At 71.1% G+C, this 16961-nt stretch carries 14 protein-coding genes and 1 pseudogene; 14 read left to right on the top strand and 1 reads right to left on the bottom strand.

From position 1 onward, the window contains the following. Positions 1-66 precede the first annotated feature (66 nt). The gene (gene bldD / locus ACFU97_RS32905) at positions 67-567 is read right to left on the bottom strand and encodes a transcriptional regulator BldD (RefSeq protein WP_384264049.1); all 501 of its coding nucleotides are present in this window, start codon (positions 565-567) and stop codon (positions 67-69) included. 253 nt (positions 568-820) lie between these two features. Between bldD and pyrR the strand changes: the two genes are divergently transcribed. The 14 genes and pseudogenes from pyrR to ACFU97_RS32835 form a co-directional block, all read left to right on the top strand. Further along, on the top strand, positions 821-1387 hold the full coding sequence (gene pyrR / locus ACFU97_RS32900; protein WP_384264048.1) for a bifunctional pyr operon transcriptional regulator/uracil phosphoribosyltransferase PyrR: 567 nt from the start codon (positions 821-823) through the stop codon (positions 1385-1387). A gap of 83 nt (positions 1388-1470) precedes the next feature. Continuing rightward, positions 1471-2457, top strand: coding sequence for an aspartate carbamoyltransferase catalytic subunit (locus ACFU97_RS32895; RefSeq protein ID WP_384264047.1), 987 nt, complete (start codon positions 1471-1473; stop codon positions 2455-2457). A gap of 4 nt (positions 2458-2461) precedes the next feature. After that, complete coding sequence (locus ACFU97_RS32890; RefSeq protein WP_384264045.1) at positions 2462-3748, top strand: dihydroorotase; 1287 nt, start codon at positions 2462-2464, stop codon at positions 3746-3748. Beyond that, positions 3745-4311: a hypothetical protein gene (locus ACFU97_RS32885; protein WP_384264044.1), complete on the top strand. Its 567-nt coding sequence runs from the start codon at positions 3745-3747 to the stop codon at positions 4309-4311. The genes ACFU97_RS32890 and ACFU97_RS32885 overlap by 4 nt, the downstream gene beginning before the upstream one ends. Beyond that, entirely contained in the window at positions 4308-5450 is a 1143-nt protein-coding gene (gene carA, locus ACFU97_RS32880) for a glutamine-hydrolyzing carbamoyl-phosphate synthase small subunit (RefSeq protein ID WP_384264042.1), read from the top strand. The genes ACFU97_RS32885 and carA overlap by 4 nt, the downstream gene beginning before the upstream one ends. Continuing rightward, complete coding sequence (gene carB, locus ACFU97_RS32875; RefSeq protein ID WP_384264041.1) at positions 5443-8751, top strand: carbamoyl-phosphate synthase large subunit; 3309 nt, start codon at positions 5443-5445, stop codon at positions 8749-8751. Before carA ends, carB begins: the two co-directional genes overlap by 8 nt. A 71-nt stretch (positions 8752-8822) precedes the next feature. Next, on the top strand, positions 8823-9929 hold the full coding sequence (locus ACFU97_RS32870; protein WP_384264059.1) for a quinone-dependent dihydroorotate dehydrogenase: 1107 nt from the start codon (positions 8823-8825) through the stop codon (positions 9927-9929). Further along, positions 9926-10771 carry an orotidine-5'-phosphate decarboxylase gene (pyrF, locus tag ACFU97_RS32865; protein ID WP_384264040.1) on the top strand — a complete coding sequence of 282 codons (846 nt, stop codon included), beginning with the start codon at positions 9926-9928 and terminating at the stop codon, positions 10769-10771. The genes ACFU97_RS32870 and pyrF overlap by 4 nt, the downstream gene beginning before the upstream one ends. A 277-nt stretch (positions 10772-11048) precedes the next feature. Beyond that, positions 11049-11372: an integration host factor gene (locus ACFU97_RS32860; RefSeq protein ID WP_003977346.1), complete on the top strand. Its 324-nt coding sequence runs from the start codon at positions 11049-11051 to the stop codon at positions 11370-11372. Positions 11373-11430: 58 nt separating this feature from the next. Then, positions 11431-11988, top strand: a complete 558-nt coding sequence (gene gmk / locus ACFU97_RS32855; RefSeq protein ID WP_384264039.1) for a guanylate kinase — start codon at positions 11431-11433, stop codon at positions 11986-11988. A gap of 74 nt (positions 11989-12062) precedes the next feature. Then, positions 12063-12335, top strand: coding sequence for a DNA-directed RNA polymerase subunit omega (rpoZ, locus tag ACFU97_RS32850; protein ID WP_003977348.1), 273 nt, complete (start codon positions 12063-12065; stop codon positions 12333-12335). Between the two features lie 120 nt (positions 12336-12455). Continuing rightward, complete coding sequence (gene coaBC / locus ACFU97_RS32845) at positions 12456-13658, top strand: bifunctional phosphopantothenoylcysteine decarboxylase/phosphopantothenate--cysteine ligase CoaBC (protein ID WP_384264038.1); 1203 nt, start codon at positions 12456-12458, stop codon at positions 13656-13658. A 240-nt stretch (positions 13659-13898) separates the two neighbouring features. Next, positions 13899-15107: a methionine adenosyltransferase gene (metK, locus tag ACFU97_RS32840; RefSeq protein ID WP_384264037.1), complete on the top strand. Its 1209-nt coding sequence runs from the start codon at positions 13899-13901 to the stop codon at positions 15105-15107. A 307-nt stretch (positions 15108-15414) separates the two neighbouring features. Continuing rightward, positions 15415-16961 (top strand): annotated as a pseudogene (locus tag ACFU97_RS32835) (primosome assembly protein PriA); the annotation flags it as partial.

Genomic DNA, 16961 nt, shown 5'->3' with positions numbered 1-16961 from the left:
TTGGGGGGGCACAAACCCGGGCGCCTCCCCCCCCCCCCTTTTGCCACGTTTCTGCTGTGCGAGCTGTCAGGCGTCCTCGTGGACGACTGCGCGGCGTGCATCGGCGTCCAGCACGCCCCAGCTGATCAGCTGCTCGGTGAGGACCGAGGGCGACTGGTCGTAGATGACGGCGAGTGTGCGCAGGTCGTCCTGGCGGATCGAGAGCACCTTGCCGTTGTAGTCGCCGCGCTGCGACTGGATCGTGGCCGCGTACCGCTGGAGGGGGCCGGCCTTCTCCGGCGGCACGGTCGCCAGCCGCTCCAGGTCCAGGACCAGCTTCGGCGGCGGCTCGGCGGCGCCGCCCGGGGTGGTGCCCGGCAGGAGCTCCTGCACCGGGACCCCATAGAAATCCGCCAGTTCGGCGAGGCGCTGCACGGTCACGGCTCGGTCGCCGCGCTCGTACGATCCGACCACTACCGCCTTCCAGCGTCCCTGGCTCTTCTCCTCGACACCGTGGAGGGAAAGGCCCTGCTGGGTGCGGATGGCCCGGAGCTTGGCCCCGAGCTGTTTGGCGTATTCGCTGGACATATAGCTCCCCGGACACTGTGTCGGCGCAGCTTGAGGGGTCCCGAGCCGCGCGTCTCGTAACTCACTGTGAGGTTACGCAGCGTGACTCTCGTGCGTCAAGCCGAATGGTCCACACCGACTCTTCCGTTGCGGCGGTGGCTGATTACGCCAGGGGGGTGATCTGGGGTGTCGTGCGGGCCTGCTACCGTTGATGGCGCAAATCCGACGTCCTTTAAGGTCCGTCCCGTGAGGCGGAGAAGGAGGTCCGTTTCGTATGGACACGCAGGACACGCAGTCGTCCGATGCCCGGCCCGTGCTCGAAGGCCCTGACATCGCGCGGGTACTGACCCGCATCGCCCACGAGATCGTCGAGCGCGCCAAGGGCGCCGACGACGTGGTGCTCCTCGGCATTCCGACCCGAGGCGTCTTCCTCGCCCAGCGGCTCGCCGCCAAGCTCGAGGAGATCACCGCCCGCAAGATCCCCGTCGGTTCGCTCGACATCACCATGTACCGCGACGACCTGCGCATGCACCCGCCGCGTGCGCTGGCCCGCACCGAGATCCCCGGTGACGGCATCGACGGCAAGCTCGTCGTCCTCGTCGACGACGTGCTCTTCTCCGGCCGCACCGTCAGAGCCGCCCTCGACGCGCTGAACGACGTCGGGCGCCCGCGCGCGGTCCAGCTCGCGGTCCTCGTCGACCGCGGCCACCGCGAACTGCCCATCCGCGCCGACTACGTCGGCAAGAACCTCCCCACGTCGCTGCGGGAGACGGTCAAGGTCCTGCTCGCCGAGGAGGACGGTCGCGACACCGTGCTGCTCGGCGTGAAGCAGACCCAGTAGCAGCCGCGGGGGCCGCACCGCCCCGGTGCGCCCCGGCCTGCCCGGAATCTCCCGAACCTGAACTGCCTTACGGAGCCTGACAGATGCAGCGTCATCTCATCTCGGCCGCCGACCTCACCCGCGACGACGCCGTCCTGATCCTCGACACCGCCGAGGAGATGGCCCGGGTCGCCGACCGGCCGATCAAGAAACTGCCGACCCTGCGCGGCCGCACGGTCGTCAACCTCTTCTTCGAGGACTCCACGCGCACGCGGATCTCCTTCGAGGCCGCCGAGAAGCGGCTGTCCGCGGACGTCATCAACTTCACCGCCAAGGGCTCGAGCGTCTCCAAGGGCGAGTCCCTGAAGGACACCGCCCAGACGCTGGAGGCCATGGGCGTGGACGCCGTGGTCATCCGGCACGGCGCCTCCGGGGCGCCCTACCGCCTCGCAAACTCCGGCTGGATCGACGCCGCCGTCATCAACGCCGGCGACGGCACGCACCAGCACCCCACGCAGGCCCTGCTCGACGCCTTCACCATGCGGCGCCGGCTGGTCGGCCGGGACGCCGGGCTCGGCCAGGACCTGTCCGGCAAGCGCATCACGCTCGTCGGCGACGTCCTGCACAGCCGCGTCGCCCGCTCCAACGTCGACCTGCTGCACACCCTCGGCGCCGAGGTCACCCTGGTCGCGCCGCCCACCTTGGTGCCGGTCGGCGTCGGGACCTGGCCCTGCGAGGTGTCGTACGACCTCGACTCCGTGCTGCCCAAGTCCGACGCGGTGATGATGCTGCGGGTCCAGCGCGAGCGCATGAACGCCGCGTTCTTCCCGACCGAGCGCGAGTACTCCCGTCGCTACGGCCTGGACGGCGAGCGCATGGCGAAGATGCCCGAGCACGCCATCGTGATGCACCCCGGCCCGATGGTCCGCGGCATGGAGATCACCGCCGAGGTCGCCGACTCCGACCGCTGCACCGTCGTCGAGCAGGTCGCTAACGGAGTCTCCATCCGGATGGCCGTCCTGTACCTGCTGCTCGGTGGCAACGAGCCCGCCGTCACCCACACCCGCCCCGCCGGTCCCGAGGAGACGTAAGACCATGAGCAAGATCCTGATCCGTGGTGCGAAGGTGCTCGGCGGCGAGGCCCAGGACGTCCTGATCAACGGCTCGGTCATCGAGGCGGTCGGCACGGGGCTGTCCGGCGAGGGCGCCGAGGTCGTCGAGGCCGCCGGCAAGGTGCTGCTGCCGGGCCTGGTCGACCTGCACACGCACCTGCGCGAGCCGGGCCGCGAGGACTCCGAGACCGTGCTGACCGGCACGCGCGCCGCGGCGAGCGGCGGCTTCACGGCCGTCTTCGCCATGGCCAACACCTTCCCGGTCGCCGACACCGCCGGCGTCGTCGAGCAGGTCTACCGGCTCGGCCAGGAGCACGGCTACTGCGACGTGCAGCCCATCGGCGCCGTCACCGTCGGCCTGGAGGGCAAGAAGCTCGCCGAGCTGGGCGCCATGCACGAGTCCGCCGCCGGAGTCACCGTCTTCTCGGACGACGGCAAGTGCGTCGACGACGCCGTGATCATGCGGCGCGCGCTGGAGTACGTGAAGGCCTTCGGTGGAGTCGTCGCCCAGCACGCGCAGGAGCCGCGGCTGACCGAGGGCGCCCAGATGAACGAGGGGATCGTCTCCGCCGAGCTGGGCCTCGGCGGCTGGCCGGCGGTGGCCGAGGAGTCGATCATCGCCCGCGACGTCCTGCTCGCCGAGCACGTCGGCTCCCGCGTGCACATCTGCCACCTCTCGACCGCGGGCTCCGTGGAGATCGTGCGCTGGGCCAAGTCCCGCGGCATCGACGTCACGGCCGAGGTGACCCCGCACCACCTGCTCCTGACGGACGAGCTGGTGCGCACCTACAACCCGGTCTACAAGGTCAACCCGCCGCTGCGCACCGAGCGCGACGTGATCGCCCTGCGCGAGGCGCTCGCCGACGGCACGATCGACATCGTCGCCACCGACCACGCCCCGCACCCGCACGAGGACAAGGACTGCGAGTGGGCCGCCGCCGCCATGGGGATGGTGGGCCTGGAGACCGCGTTGTCGGTGGTGCAGGAGACCATGGTCGACACCGGGCTCCTCACCTGGGCCGGGGTCGCCGAGCGCATGTCCGTCAAGCCGGCCGAGATCGGCGGGGCGAAGGGCCACGGGCGTCCCGTCTCGGCTGGTGAGCCCGCCAACCTCACGCTCGTCGACACGGCATACCGTGGGTCGGTGGACCCCGCGGGCTTCGCCTCGCGCAGCCGGAACACCCCGTACGAGGGGCGTGAGCTGCCGGGCCGTGTGACGCACACGTGGCTCCGGGGCAAGGCCACGCTCGTCGACGGGAAGCTCACGTGACACCTCTGCATCTGACGTATCTGGCCGACGCGAAGAAGTCGGCCGAGGTCACCGACTGGGCCGCCCGCGTCGGCTGGCTCGTCGGACTCGCCCTGTTCGTCGCGCTCGTCTACTGGCTGATGCGCGAGGGCTGGAAGTGGCGCGGCACGCTCCAGGGCGACCTGCCCGAGCTCCCCGGCGCGCCGGACGAGCCCGGCGAGGCGAGACTGACGATGAGCGGCCGCTACCACGGCTCCACCACCGCCGGTCAGTGGCTCGACCGGATCGTGGCGCGCGGCCTCGGCACCCGCAGCCGGGTCGAGCTCACGCTGACGGACGCGGGACTGGACGTCGTACGCCCCGGTGCGGCCGACTTCTTCGTCCCCCTCGCGCAGCTGCGCGAGGCCCGGCTCGACAAGGGCATCGCCGGCAAGGTGCTGACGGAGGGCGGACTGCTGGTGGTGACCTGGCAGCACGGCGAGCGGCTGATCGACTCGGGCTTCCGCTCCGACCACGCGGCCGAGCAGGCGGAGTGGGTCGACACCCTGAACCACATGATCAACAAGACGGAAGGCGCACGATGACAACCTCCACCAGGGGAGCCAGCAGGACTCCCGCCGTACTCGTCCTGGAGGACGGCCGGATGTTCCGCGGCCGTGCCTACGGGGCCGTGGGGGTGACCTTCGGCGAAGCGGTCTTCTCGACCGGCATGACCGGCTACCAGGAGACCCTGACCGACCCGTCGTACCACCGCCAGGTCGTGGTGATGACCGCCCCGCACGTGGGCAACACCGGAGTCAACGACGAGGACCCGGAGAGCAAGCGGATCTGGGTCTCCGGCTACGTCGTGCGCGACCCCGCGCGCGTGCCGTCCAACTGGCGCTCCCGGCGCTCGCTCGACGACGAGCTGCGCCACCAGGGCGTCGTCGGCATCTCCGGCATCGACACCCGCGCGCTCACCCGCCACCTGCGCGAGCGCGGCGCGATGCGCGTCGGCATCTTCTCCGGCAACGCGCTGCCCGACGAGGGCACCATGCTCGCCGAGGTCCGCCAGGCCCCGGAGATGAAGGGCGCCGACCTCTCCGCCGAGGTCGCCACCAAGGAGGCGTACGTCGTCCCGGCGATCGGCGAGAAGAAGTTCACCGTCGCCGCCGTCGACCTCGGCATCAAGGGCATGACCCCGCACCGCATGGCCGAGCGCGGCATCGAGGTGCACGTGCTGCCCGCCACGGCGACCGCCGAGGACGTCTACGCCGTCGACCCCGACGGCGTGTTCTTCTCCAACGGTCCGGGCGACCCGGCCACCGCCGACCACCCGGTCTCCGTCATGCGCGAGGTCCTGGAGCGCGGCACCCCGCTCTTCGGCATCTGCTTCGGCAACCAGATCCTGGGCCGCGCCCTCGGCTTCGGCACGTACAAGCTCAAGTACGGCCACCGCGGCATCAACCAGCCCGTGCAGGACCGCACGACCGGCAAGGTCGAGGTCACCGCGCACAACCACGGCTTCGCCGTCGACGCCCCGCTCGACAGGGTCTCCGAGACCCCCTACGGCCGCGCCGAGGTCTCGCACGTCTGCCTGAACGACGACGTGGTGGAGGGGCTGCGGCTCCTCGACCGTCCGGCCTTCAGCGTCCAGTACCACCCCGAAGCGGCAGCCGGCCCGCACGACGCCGCCTACCTGTTCGACCGCTTCGTATCCCTGATGGAGGGCCAGCGTGCCTAAGCGCACCGATATCCAGTCCGTCCTGGTCATCGGCTCCGGCCCGATCGTCATCGGCCAGGCCGCCGAGTTCGACTACTCCGGCACCCAGGCGTGCCGCATCCTGCGCGCCGAGGGCCTGCGGGTCGTCCTGGTGAACTCCAACCCGGCGACGATCATGACCGACCCGGAGATCGCCGACGCCACCTACGTCGAGCCGATCACCCCGGAGTTCGTCGAGAAGATCATCGCCAAGGAGCGCCCGGACGCCCTGCTGCCCACCCTGGGCGGCCAGACGGCGCTCAACACGGCCATCTCGCTGCACGACAACGGCGTGCTGGCGAAGTACGGCGTCGAGCTGATCGGCGCCCGCCCCGAGGCCATCCACAAGGGCGAGGACCGCGACCTGTTCAAGGACGTCGTGGAGGAGGTCCGCAAGAAGATCGGCCACGGCGAGTCCGCCCGCTCGGTCATCTGCCACACCATGGACGACGTCCTGGGGGGCGTCGAGACCCTCGGCGGCTATCCGGTCGTCGTCCGCCCGTCCTTCACCATGGGCGGCGCCGGCTCCGGCTTCGCGCACGACGAGGAGGAGCTGCGCCGCATCGCCGGCCAGGGCCTCACGCTCTCCCCGACCACCGAGGTGCTCCTGGAGGAGTCCATCCTCGGCTGGAAGGAGTACGAGCTGGAGCTGATGCGCGACAAGCACGACAACGTCGTGGTCGTCTGCTCCATCGAGAACTTCGACCCCATGGGCGTGCACACCGGCGACTCGATCACCGTCGCGCCGGCGATGACGCTGACCGACCGCGAGTACCAGGTGCTGCGCGACGTCGGCATCGCGATCATCCGCGAGGTCGGCGTCGACACCGGCGGCTGCAACATCCAGTTCGCGGTGAACCCCGACGACGGCCGCGTGATCGTCATCGAGATGAACCCGCGCGTGTCGCGCTCGTCGGCCCTCGCCTCCAAGGCGACCGGCTTCCCCATCGCCAAGATCGCGGCCAAGCTCGCCGTCGGCTACACGCTCGACGAGATCCCGAACGACATCACCCAGGAGACCCCGGCCTCCTTCGAGCCCACGCTCGACTACGTGGTCGTGAAGGCCCCCCGGTTCGCCTTCGAGAAGTTCCCGCAGGCCGACTCCACGCTGACCACGACCATGAAGTCGGTCGGCGAGGCCATGGCCATCGGCCGCAACTTCACCGAGGCGTTCCAGAAGGCGCTGCGCTCGCTGGAGAAGAAGGGCAGCCAGTTCACCTTCGTCGGCGAGCCCGGCGACAAGGCCGCCCTCCTCGAGGAGGCGGTCCGCCCGACCGACGGCCGGATCAACACGGTCATGCAGGCGATCCGCGCCGGCGCCACGCCGGAGGAGATCTTCGACTTCACGAAGATCGACCCCTGGTTCGTCGACCAGCTCTTCCTCATCAAGGAGATCGCGGACGAGCTCGCCGAGGCGCCCGAGCTGACGCCCGACCTGCTCGCCGAGGCCAAGCGGCACGGCTTCTCCGACCTGCAGATCGCCGAGATCCGCGGGCTGCGCGAGGACGTCGTACGCGAGGTCCGGCACGCGCTGGGCGTCCGCCCGGTCTACAAGACGGTCGACACCTGCGCCGCCGAGTTCGCCGCCAGGACGCCGTACTTCTACTCCTCCTACGACGAGGAGACGGAGGTCGCGCAGCGCGAGAAGCCGGCCGTCGTCATCCTGGGCTCCGGCCCCAACCGCATCGGCCAAGGCATCGAGTTCGACTACTCGTGCGTGCACGCGTCCTTCGCGCTGAGCGACGCGGGCTACGAGACCGTGATGGTCAACTGCAACCCGGAGACCGTCTCCACGGACTACGACACCTCCGACCGCCTGTACTTCGAGCCGCTGACGCTCGAGGACGTGCTGGAGATCGTGCACGCCGAGCAGCAGGCCGGCCCGGTGGCGGGCGTCGTGGTCCAGCTCGGCGGCCAGACCCCGCTCGGCCTGTCGCAGGCGCTGAAGGACAACGGCGTGCCGATCGTCGGCACGTCCCCCGAGGCGATCCACGCCGCCGAGGACCGCGGCGCCTTCGGCCGCGTCCTCGCCGAGGCCGGCCTGCCGGCCCCCAAGCACGGCACCGCCACCACCTTCGCCGAGGCCAAGGCCATCGCCGACGAGATCGGCTACCCGGTCCTCGTCCGCCCGTCGTACGTCCTCGGCGGCCGCGGCATGGAGATCGTCTACGACGAGACCCGGCTGGAGTCCTACATCGCCGAGTCGACCGAGATCAGCCCCTCCCGGCCGGTCCTGGTCGACCGCTTCCTCGACGACGCGATCGAGATCGACGTCGACGCCCTCTACGACGGCACCGAGCTCTACCTCGGCGGCGTCATGGAGCACATCGAGGAGGCCGGCATCCACTCCGGCGACTCGGCGTGCGCGCTGCCCCCGATCACCCTCGGCGGCTTCGACATCAAGCGCCTGCGCGCCTCGACGGAGGCCATCGCCAAGGGCGTCGGCGTCCGCGGCCTGATCAACATCCAGTTCGCGATGGCGGGCGACATCCTCTACGTCCTGGAGGCCAACCCGCGCGCGTCCCGCACCGTCCCCTTCACCTCGAAGGCGACCGCGGTGCCGCTGGCGAAGGCCGCCGCCCGGATCTCGCTGGGCGCGACGATCGCGGAACTGCGCGCCGAGGGCCTGCTCCCGGCGAACGGCGACGGCGGCGAGCTGCCGTTCGACGCGCCGATCTCCGTCAAGGAGGCGGTCATGCCGTGGTCCCGGTTCCGGGACATCCAGGGCCGCGGCGTCGACACCGTGCTCGGCCCGGAGATGCGCTCCACCGGCGAGGTCATGGGCATCGACTCCGTCTTCGGCACGGCGTACGCCAAGTCGCAGGCGGGCGCCTACGGTCCGCTGCCGACCAAGGGCCGCGCGTTCATCTCGGTCGCCAACCGCGACAAGCGCTCGATGATCTTCCCGGCGCGCGAACTCGTCGCCCACGGCTTCGAGCTGCTCGCCACCTCCGGCACCGCCGAGGTCCTCAAGCGCAACGGCATCAACGCCACGATCGTGCGCAAGCTGTCCGAGGGCGTGGGCCCCAACGGCGAGCGGACCATCGTCCAGCTCATCCACGACGGCGAGGTCGACCTCATCGTCAACACCCCGTACGGCACCGGCGGCCGCCTCGACGGCTACGAGATCCGTACGGCGGCCGTGGCGCGGTCGGTCCCGTGCCTGACGACGGTCCAGGCGCTCGCCGCCGCCGTCCAGGGCATCGACGCCCTCAACCACGGTGACGTGGGCGTCCGTTCGCTCCAGGAACACGCCGAACACCTGACCGCGGCCCGCGACTAGCAGCCGACGAGGGGGACACCGGAAACGGTGTCCCCCTCTGTATGAGGACACAGACAGAGGACACCTCCGAGATGTACAAGCTCTTCTTCCGGCTGGTCTTCAGGCGGATGGACCCGGAGCAGGCGCACCACCTCGCCTTCCGCTGGATCCGCCTGGCCGTCCGCATCCCCGTGCTGCGCACCTTCGTCGCCGCCGCGCTCGCGCCGCGCTTCGAGGAGCTGCGCACCGAGGCCTTCGGGCTGCGCATGCACGGCCCGTTCGGCCTCGCCGCCGGCTTCGACAAGAACGCGGTCGCCATCGACGGCATGTCGATGTTGGGCTTCGACCACGTCGAGATCGGCACGGTGACCGGCGAGGCCCAGCCCGGCAACCCCAGAAAGCGGCTGTTCCGGCTCGTGAAGGACCGCGCGCTGATCAACCGCATGGGCTTCAACAACGAGGGCTCGCTGGCCGTGGCGGCCCGCCTGGCCTCGCGCGAGACGGTCTTCCGGACCGTCGTGGGCGTCAACATCGGCAAGACCAAGGTCGTCCCCGAGGACGAGGCCGCCGCCGACTACGTGAAGTCGACCGAGCGGCTGGCGCCGTACGCCGACTACCTGGTGGTGAACGTCTCCTCGCCCAACACGCCCGGGCTGCGCAACCTCCAGGCCACCGAGGCGCTGCGCCCGCTGCTGAGCGCCGTCCGCGAGGCCGCCGACCGCTCGGTGACCACCCGCCGCGTCCCGCTCCTGGTCAAGATCGCGCCGGACCTCGCGGACGAGGACGTCGACGCCGTCGCCGACCTCGCCGTCGAACTCGGCCTCGACGGGATCATCGCCACCAACACCACCATCGCGCGCGACGGGCTCGGCCTGAAGTCCGAACCCTCGCTGGTCAAGGAGGTCGGCGGCCTGTCCGGAGCGCCGCTGAAGGCCCGCTCCCTGGAGGTGCTGCGCCGCCTCTACGCGCGCGTGGGCGACCGCATCACCCTCGTGGGCGTCGGCGGCATCGAGAACGCCGAGGACGCCTGGCAGCGCATCCTGGCGGGCGCCACGCTCGTCCAGGGCTACAGCGCCTTCGTCTACGAGGGGCCCTTCTGGGGCCGCGCCGTCCACAAGGGCCTCGCCGCCCGCCTGCACACCAGCCCCTACGCCACCCTCGCCGACGCCGTCGGCGCCGACACCAGGAAGCCCGCATGAGCGTTCTCGAACCCTTCGGCACCCGTCTGCGCCGCGCGATGGACGAGCGCGGGCCGCTGTGCGTCGGCATCGACCCGCACGCGTCCCTGCTCGCCGAGTGGGGCCTGACCGACGACGTCGCCGGCCTGGAGCGGTTCAGCCGTACGGTCGTGGAGGCCATGGCCGACCGGGTCGCCGTCCTGAAGCCGCAGAGCGCCTTCTTCGAGCGCTTCGGCTCCCGCGGCATCGCGGTCCTGGAGAAGTCCGTCGAGGAGGCCCGGGCGGCCGGTGCGCTGGTCGTGATGGACGCCAAGCGCGGCGACATCGGCTCGACCATGGCCGCGTACGCGGAGACCTTCCTGCACAAGGACTCGCCGCTCTTCTCCGACGCCCTCACCGTTTCGCCCTACCTCGGCTACGGCTCGCTCTCCCCGGCCGTCGCGCTGGCCCGGGAGAGCGGCACGGGCCTGTTCGTGCTCGCGCTGACCTCCAACCCGGAGGGCGGCGAGGTGCAGCACGCCGTGCGCGCGGACGGGCGGACCGTCGGAGCGACGATGCTCGCCCACCTCGCCGCCGAGAACGAGGGGGAGGAGCCCCTGGGCTCCTTCGGGGCGGTCGTCGGCGCCACGCTGGGCGACCTGTCCTCGTACGACCTGGACATCAACGGGCCGCTCCTGGCGCCCGGCATCGGCGCCCAGGGCGCGACCGCCGCCGATCTTCCCGGCGTCTTCGGTGCCGCGGTGCGCAACGTCGTGCCGAACGTCAGCCGGGGAGTGCTGCGGCAGGGCCCCGACACCGGGGCACTGCGCTCCGCCGCGACCCGCTTCGCGGAGGAGATCGCCGCCGCCGTGGCGGCCGTGTGAGGTCTTCGGAGACCTCCGACGCGTGCTCGGACGGGTGTTCCAGAGAGTCCTTGAGTCTGGATACATCCTCAAATCCAGGGCAGTATGTCCTAAATGTCCGACCTGGCGCAGGCTGACCAGGACTTTTCCGCTGTTCTCGCTGACTCTGGCGGACTTGCCCGCTAGTCTCCGACGAGAGTCAACGGGCAAGCGTGTTGCTCGTGGCTCCCCAGGTGTGGGGCGACTAGGTTCCTCACCGGTCCGTATCCGACAGTTCGACATCCGAGGTGACGTAGGCGTGGCTCTTCCGCCCCTTACCCCTGAACAGCGCGCAGCCGCGCTCGAAAAGGCCGCCGCGGCTCGCCGGGAGCGGGCCGAGGTCAAGAATCGACTCAAGCACTCCGGCGCCTCCCTGCACGAGGTCATCAAGCAGGGCCAGGAGAACGACGTCATCGGCAAGATGAAGGTCTCCGCGCTGCTCGAGTCCCTGCCGGGCGTGGGCAAGGTCCGCGCCAAGCAGATCATGGAGCGACTCGGCATCTCCGAGAGCCGCCGCGTGCGCGGCCTCGGTTCCAACCAGATCGCCTCCCTGGAGCGTGAGTTCGGCAGCACCGGCTCCTGAGTCCGGGATCTCCGGACCGGAGTCCCGGGCATGCCGGGATTGCTGGAATAATCGCTGCATGAGTGAACGTCCGCGGCTGACCGTGCTCTCCGGCCCCTCGGGGGTCGGCAAGAGCACGGTCGTCGCCCATATGCGCAAGGAACACCCCGAGGTCTGGCTCTCGGTGTCGGCGACGACCCGCAAGCCCCGCCCCGGCGAGAAGCACGGTGTCCACTACTTCTTCGTCACCGACGACGAGATGGACAAGCTGATCGCCAACGGCGAGCTGCTGGAGTGGGCCGAGTTCGCCGGCAACCGCTACGGCACGCCGCGTGCGGCCGTGCTGGAGCACCTGGAGGCGGGTGTGCCGGTCCTCCTGGAGATCGACCTCCAGGGCGCCCGGCAGGTCCGCGAGACCATGCCCGAGGGCCGGCTGGTGTTCCTGGCGCCTCCCTCCTGGGAGGAGCTCGTGCGCAGGCTCACCGGGCGGGGCACCGAACCGCCCGAGGTGATCGAGCGCCGGCTGGGCGCGGCGAAGATCGAGCTGGCGGCCGAGCCGGAGTTCGACATGACCTTGGTCAACACCTCCGTCGAGGACGTGGCGCGCGAGCTGCTAGCCTTGATGGACGTTGTGTGATCGTGCCTGATCGTCAAGATCGCCAGGGCCCGGTCATCCACACTGCATCTTTCCCATCCATCGGAAGGTAGAGCGTGTCCTCTTCCATCTCCGCGCCCGAGGGCATCATCAACCCGCCGATCGACGAGCTCCTCGAGGCCACCGACTCGAAGTACAGCCTCGTGATCTACGCGGCCAAGCGTGCCCGCCAGATCAACGCGTACTACTCGCAGCTCGGCGAGGGCCTCCTCGAGTACGTCGGTCCGCTCGTCGACACCCACGTGCACGAGAAGCCGCTCTCGATCGCCCTGCGCGAGATCAACGCCGGACTGCTGACCTCCGAGGCCATCGAGGGCCCGGCGCAGTAGTACGTTCGTATCGCGGTTAGCTTTTCCACAGGCCCGGCAGCGCGACTGTCGGGCCTGTGGTGTGTGATGGAGACGTACGCCGGAGCCGCGGCGTAGGAATGTCGAGTGCGGGGAGGCCCGGTGGACAAGCCGAAGGTCGTGCTGGGGGTCAGCGGCGGCATCGCCGCGTACAAGGCCTGTGAGCTGCTGCGAAGGCTGACAGAGTCGGGACACGGCGTGCGCGTCGTCCCCACCGCCTCCGCCCTGCACTTCGTGGGCGCCGCGACCTGGTCCGCCCTCTCCGGCAACCCCGTCTCCACCGAGGTCTGGGACGACGTGCACGAGGTCCCCCACGTGCGCATCGGGCAGCACGCCGACCTGGTCGTCGTCGCCCCGGCGACCGCGGACGTCCTCGCGAAGGCCGCCCACGGCATCGCCGACGACCTGCTCACCAACACCCTGCTGACCGCCCGCTGCCCGGTCGTCTTCGCGCCCGCCATGCACACGGAGATGTGGGAGCACCCGGCAACCCAGGAGAACGTGGCGACGCTGCGCGGCCGCGGCGCGGTCGTCATCGAGCCCGCCGTCGGCCGTCTGACCGGCGTCGACACCGGCAAGGGCCGGCTGCCCGACCCGGCGGAGATCTTCGCCGTCTGCCGCCGCGTGCTGGACCGCGGGGTCACCGAGCCGGACCTCACGGGACGGCACGTCGTGGTCAGTGCGGGCGGCACCCGCGAGCCCCTCGACCCGGTGCGCTTCCTCGGTAACCGCTCGTCCGGCAAGCAGGGCTACGCCCTCGCCCGCACCGCCGCCGCACGCGGCGCCCGGGTCACGCTCGTCGCCGCGAACACCGGCATGCCCGACCCGGCCGGCGTGGACGTCGTCCAGGTCGGCACGGCCGTCCAGCTGCGCGAGGCCGTGCTGAAGGCGGCGGCGGACGCCGACGCCGTCGTGATGGCCGCCGCGGTCGCCGACTTCCGCCCGGCGGCGTACGCGGCCGGGAAGATCAAGAAGAAGGACGACAAGGAACCGGACCCCATCGTCCTCGTACGGAATCCGGACATCCTCGCCGAGATCTCCGCGGAGCGCGCCCGTGAGGGTCAGGTGATCGTCGGCTTCGCGGCCGAGACCGACGACGTCCTGGCCAACGGGCGGGCGAAGCTGCGCCGCAAGGGCTGCGACCTCCTCGTCGTGAACGAGGTGGGGGAGCGCAAGACCTTCGGCTCCGAGGAGAACGAGGCGGTGGTGCTCGGCGCCGACGGCACCGAGACCCCGGTCTCCCGCGGCCCCAAGGAGCATCTGGCCGAAACGGTCTGGGATCTGGTGGCGGAGCGTCTGAGCTGAATGTTTCATTCGCTTCTCGAACCTCTCAAACCTCTGCCACAGGGGTGTGGCGGCCCTGGCCAAGTCCGTGCAGGATTGGGCAGAATGCGCGTGCCGCAGGTCACAGCCCTCCCGAGAGGCGAGACAGGGAGGCCGATGGCCGAGCACGCCCGATAAACTGTTCTCGGACGAGGCCGGGCGCAGCCCCCGAGCCCGTCCGCCCATGATCAGCCAGCAGCCGCTGCAACCCCAGGGAGCGTTGTGTCCCGTCGCCTGTTCACTTCGGAGTCCGTGACCGAGGGTCACCCCGACAAGATCGCTGACCAGATCAGCGACACCATTCTCGACGCGCTTCTGCGCGAGGACCCGTCCTCCCGGGTCGCCGTCGAGACGCTGATCACCACCGGCCTGGTCCACGTCGCCGGTGAGGTCACCACCAAGACCTACGCGGACATCGCGACCCTCGTCCGCAGCAAGATCCTCGAGATCGGCTACGACTCCTCGAAGAAGGGCTTCGACGGCGCCTCCTGCGGCGTCTCGGTGTCCATCGGCGCGCAGTCCCCGGACATCGCCCAGGGTGTCGACACGGCGTACGAGAACCGCGTCGAGGGCGACGAGGACGAGCTGGACCGCCAGGGCGCCGGCGACCAGGGCCTGATGTTCGGCTACGCGACCGACGAGACGCCCACCCTCATGCCGCTGCCGATCTTCCTGGCGCACCGCCTGTCGAAGCGCCTGTCCGAGGTCCGCAAGAACGGCACCATCCCCTACCTGCGCCCCGACGGCAAGACGCAGGTCACCATCGAGTACGACGGCGACAAGGCCGTCCGCCTCGACACCGTGGTGGTCTCCTCGCAGCACGCGAGCGACATCGACCTGGAGTCCCTGCTCGCCCCCGACATCCGCGAGTTCGTCGTGGAGCCGGAGCTGAAGGCGCTCCTGGACGAGGGCATCAAGCTGGACACGGAGAACTACCGCCTCCTGGTCAACCCCACCGGCCGCTTCGAGATCGGCGGCCCGATGGGCGACGCCGGCCTCACCGGCCGCAAGATCATCATCGACACGTACGGCGGCATGGCCCGTCACGGTGGCGGCGCCTTCTCCGGCAAGGACCCGTCCAAGGTGGACCGCTCCGCCGCGTACGCGATGCGCTGGGTGGCGAAGAACGTCGTCGCCGCCGGTCTGGCCTCCCGCTGCGAGGTACAGGTGGCGTACGCGATCGGCAAGGCCGAGCCGGTCGGTCTGTTCGTCGAGACCTTCGGCACCGCCAAGGTCGAGACCGAGAAGATCGAGAAGGCCATCGACGAGGTCTTCGACCTCCGCCCGGCCGCGATCATCCGCGACCTCGACCTGCTCCGCCCGATCTACGCCCAGACCGCGGCGTACGGCCACTTCGGCCGCGAGCTCCCCGAGTTCACCTGGGAGAACACGGACCGCGTGGAGGCGCTGCGCAAGGCCGTGGGCCTGTAAGGTCCCCGATCTCCGTGAGGCCCGGTTCCCTTCGGGGGCCGGGCCTCGGCGCGTTCGGGCGTTATCCGCTCGCCGGCCGGGTCCCGTCTCCGTACGCCGGGCGTCGCACGGTGGCCGACGCGGCCCGGTGCGAGGGCTGCGGATACTTCCGGGGAGATCCCCTCGCAGGTTCGAATCCTGCTGCCGGTCCCGCGGGACCCGGTATGGCCGAGTGGCCCAAGGCAGAAGCGCCGAACGGCGTGCACGATCCGCGGCCGGTCCGATCTCGGGCCGCGTCGGTGTCGGTGCCGTTTGGAACAATGCAAGCGTGAGCAGCGAGAACGGGTCGGTGGATGGCGGGGCCGAAGGCGCGCCCCCGGAGCAGCTCGCGCTCATCCGGGAGAGCGTGCGCAAGGCGCAGGTGCCCAGGGCCAAGCCGCGGACGTGGCGGGGGGCCGCGCTGGCCAAGGAGCTGCCGGTGGCGCGCGTGCTGGTCGACAAGGGCGTACTCCATCTGGACCGGTACTTCGACTACGCGGTGCCCGAGGAGCTGGACGCCGACGCCCGGCCGGGTGTGCGGGTGCGGGTGCGGTTCGGGGCCGGGCGGCACCGGGTGCGGGAAGGGCGGCGCGAGGGCGGCGGGCTGATCGACGGGTTCCTGATCGAGCGGCTGGCGGAGTCCGACTACTCCGGGCCGTTGGCCGCGCTGGCGCAGGTCGTCTCGCCCGAGCCGGTGCTGAGCGAGGAGCTGCTGGGACTCGCCCGGGCCGTCGCCGACCGGTACGCGGGATCTCTCGCCGACGTGCTCCAGCTGGCCGTACCGCCGCGCAGTGCCCGGGCCGAGCAGCGGCCGTCCCCGGACCCGCTGCCGCCGCCGGGGAAGCCGGACGCGGGGTCCTGGGAGCGGTACGAGCAGGGTCCCGGGTTCCTGGACGCGCTGGCGTCCGGGGGCGCGCCACGCGCCGTCTGGAACGCGCTGCCCGGGCCGGCGTGGAGCGACGAGCTGGCGCGTGCCATGGCCGCGACGCTGGCCTCGGGGCGCGGTGCGCTCGCCGTGCTGCCCGACGGACGGGCGGTGGCCCGGGTCGACGCCGCGCTGACCGCTCTGCTGGGGAAGGGCCGGCACGCGGTGCTCACCGCCGACGCCGGGCCCGAGAGGCGGTACCGGGAGTGGCTTGCCGTGCGGCGGGGGTCCGTACGGGCCGTCATCGGAACCCGCGCCGCGATGTTCGCGCCGGTGCGGGACCTGGGCCTCGTCGCCGTCTGGGACGACGGGGACGACAGCCACAGCGAGCAGCACGCGCCCCAGCCGCACGCCCGGGAGGTGCTGCTGCTGCGGGCCGCCCTCGACAAGTGCGCGTTCCTGCTGGGCGGCTGGAGCTGCACGGTGGAGGCCGCGCAGCTCGTCGAGAGCGGCTGGGCCCGGCCGATCGTCGCGGCCCGCGAGCAGGTGCGCGCGGCCGCTCCGCTCGTGCGGACGGTCGGGGACACGGATCTCGCGCGGGACGAGGCCGCCCGGGCCGCCCGGCTGCCGACCCTCGCCTGGCAGGCCGTCAGGGAGGGCCTGCGGCTCGGGCCGGTGCTGGTGCAGGTGCCGCGGCGGGGCTACGTCCCCCGGATGGCGTGCGCCAACTGCCGGGAGCCCGCACGGTGCAGGCACTGCTCCGGGCCGCTGGAGGGACAGGAGTCGGGTGCCGCGCTGCGGTGCGGATGGTGCGGGCGGGAGGAGAACGGCTGGCACTGTCCGGAGTGCGGCGGGTTCCGGCTGCGGGCGCAGGTCGTGGGCGCGCGGCGGACCGCCGAGGAGCTCGGGCGGGCGTTCCCCGCCGTGCCGGTGCGGACCTCCGGACGCGAGCATGTGCTGGACACCGTGCC

This window comes from Streptomyces sp. NPDC057616, assembly GCF_042800575.1.
Lineage (GTDB): Bacteria > Actinomycetota > Actinomycetes > Streptomycetales > Streptomycetaceae > Streptomyces.
This window is presented reverse-complemented; position numbering and strand designations above follow the sequence as displayed.